The organism is Streptomyces himastatinicus ATCC 53653 (assembly GCF_000158915.1).
Lineage (GTDB): Bacteria > Actinomycetota > Actinomycetes > Streptomycetales > Streptomycetaceae > Streptomyces > Streptomyces himastatinicus.
The window spans coordinates 1,123,421-1,125,534 of sequence record NZ_GG657754.1 but is presented as its reverse complement, the minus strand read 5'-3'; the positions used below and the strand labels follow the sequence as shown (position 1 = coordinate 1,125,534).

Sequence of the window (2,114 nt, the reverse complement as noted above, 5' to 3'; positions counted from 1 at the left end):
CCCGACGGCGATCCGGGACGCCTCCCGGGTCTCCTTCGAGGTCAGCGGCCCGGTGTGCGAGGCGACGTTCGCCGCGGGCGCCGAGCGGCCGCCGGGCGCGGATGATCCGGTCGACTGCAACGCCACGATGCCCCCGCCGGTCAGCACCGCCGCCAGGCCCACGGCCGCGGACACGCGCCATCCACGCTTCCGGCGGCCCTTCGCGTCGGGCGTACCGTCCCCAGTGGCGTTGATCGTCATCACCCAGCCGTTCCCGTTGTCGGTCAAGTGAGCCCCGGACAGGGCTCCGTGACAGCACCCGGCAGGCATCAAGGGGGTGTGACCGCTGGGGAGTGGGGCGTCTCATCTGCCTCATCCGAAGGAATGGAGACGCTTCCTCACGCTTCCTACGCCCAGCGCGCGCATCCCCCCGGACTCTGCGCTGTCCACTGTCGGCTCACGTTTTCACTCCTCCGGGCGCTGTAACAGTCGCATTTGTAATGAAGGAACCGTGAGAAACGCATGTGCCGGTGGGCAGCATTTCGCCGAGTACCACGGTTTCGGGGGTGGGACGCGTGAGATCCGGGGAATGCTGGGGAGGGCCGGGGCGTCGCAAAGTATCGGTGTGCAAAGCCGGTTGGCGCCTGGTCTGCCATCATGCTCGCATGAGTCATTCGATCACCATTCGATGTGACATCTGTGGCGCCACTTGTACATCCGACGCGGCCGACACCGTGAACGCGGCGCGAGCGGCGATGGTCCCGCTGAGCTGGGACAGGACCCTCCGGGATGGCCAGGTGATCGATGTGTGCTCCGCGTGCCGCGTACGGGAAAAGGGGCCGGGGACGCCGGCCCGGGAGGCCGGTTGTTCATGCGAAGGCGGCGAACTCTTCGACGTACTGGGACACGACAGATTCGGGCATCGGCTGGCCAACACCTTGCTGCGCGCCGGTGTCGACAGTGTCGAACGGTTGTCCAGTCTCACCGCCCAGGAGTTACGCGATCTGGAGGGAATCGGAGCCGCGAGCGCACGGCGTGCGCTCAGCTGTCTCCGCTCCGAACCGGGCGGTTAGCGACCGCCTCGAACATTTCATCGGAACTGGAGTTCGGGGAGTGAGAAATCGGCCAAATGGTCGATCCGTGCCCATGCCCATGACCCATACACCGACCGCCGAGAGGTGACCGTGAACCCTTTACCCGTGTCTTCCGCCACCCCCATGTACACCAGCCGGCGGCACCGCGCGCTGTGGGTCGTGGGCGTGGTGTTCACCGCCGGGCTGCTGGCGCCGCCCCTGTTCCTCGGCGCCGCCAGAAAGGGGATCGTGCGGCACACCGTCCCCGCCGTCTACGCGGCGGTCATCTACCCGGTCGCACTGGGCAGGCAGTGGCTGCCCGACCCGGGCAACTGGATCTCATGGGCCCTCGCCGCGGCGGTGCTCACCGCGGCCGCCCACGCCGCACTCCTGGCCACGCCCGGCGAAGAAACCGCAGGGTAGCCGCAGCGTAGGCTGGCCGCATGCAGGAGCAGTACCGGACGGTCGCGCGCGAAGACGTGCACGAGGTCGAGATCAACAAGTCCCGCTTCCTCTGCACGCTCGCGCCCGCCGCGACCGAGCAGGAGGCCCAGGAGGTCATCCAGCGCGTCCGCAAGGAACACCCCACCGCCAACCACAACTGCTACGCCTACGTCATCGGCGCCGACGGCGACGTACAGAAGGCGAGCGACGACGGGGAGCCGGGCGGCACCGCGGGCGTACCGATGCTCCAGATGCTGGTGCGCCGGGAGATGCGGTACGTGGTGGCCGTGGTCACCCGGTACTTCGGGGGCGTGAAGCTCGGCGCGGGCGGGCTGATCCGCGCGTACGGCGGAGCGGTCGGCGAGGCGCTGGACGCGCTGGGCACCGTCACCCGCCGGCGGTTCCGGCTGGCGACCGTCACCGTCGACCACCAGCGGGCCGGGAAGCTGGAGAACGACCTGCGCGCGACGGGCCGGGTGGTACGGGACGTCCGGTACGCGGAGGCGGTGACCATCGAGGTGGGGCTGCCCGAGGCGGACGTGGCGGCCTTCCGCGGCTGGCTCGCGGACGCCACCGCGGGGACGGCCGGACTGGAACTGGGCGGCGAGGCATACGAAG

The 2,114-nt window shown here is 69.4% G+C and carries 4 protein-coding genes; all 4 read left to right on the top strand.

Annotation, left to right across the window (positions count from 1 at the left end; genetic code table 11):
* Nucleotides 1–271, top strand: a 271-nt coding sequence (locus tag SSOG_RS04230) for a hypothetical protein (RefSeq protein ID WP_039936527.1), incomplete at its 5' end; no start/stop codon positions are given.
* Between the two features lie 373 nt (nucleotides 272–644).
* Entirely contained in the window at nucleotides 645–1,052 is a 408-nt protein-coding gene (locus SSOG_RS58320) for a helix-hairpin-helix domain-containing protein (protein ID WP_110092149.1), read from the top strand.
* A 126-nt stretch (nucleotides 1,053–1,178) separates the two neighbouring features.
* Nucleotides 1,179–1,475, top strand: a complete 297-nt coding sequence (locus tag SSOG_RS04225) for a hypothetical protein (RefSeq protein ID WP_245606218.1) — start codon at nucleotides 1,179–1,181, stop codon at nucleotides 1,473–1,475.
* 20 nt (nucleotides 1,476–1,495) lie between these two features.
* Nucleotides 1,496–2,114 (top strand): YigZ family protein (locus SSOG_RS04220; protein ID WP_009712966.1); only part of this gene is annotated, 619 nt, incomplete at its 3' end.

Coding starts and splice junctions, on each gene's coding strand:
- SSOG_RS58320 (WP_110092149.1), top strand. CDS start 645: ATGAGTCATTCGATCACCATTCGATGTGACATCTGTGGCGCCACTTGT.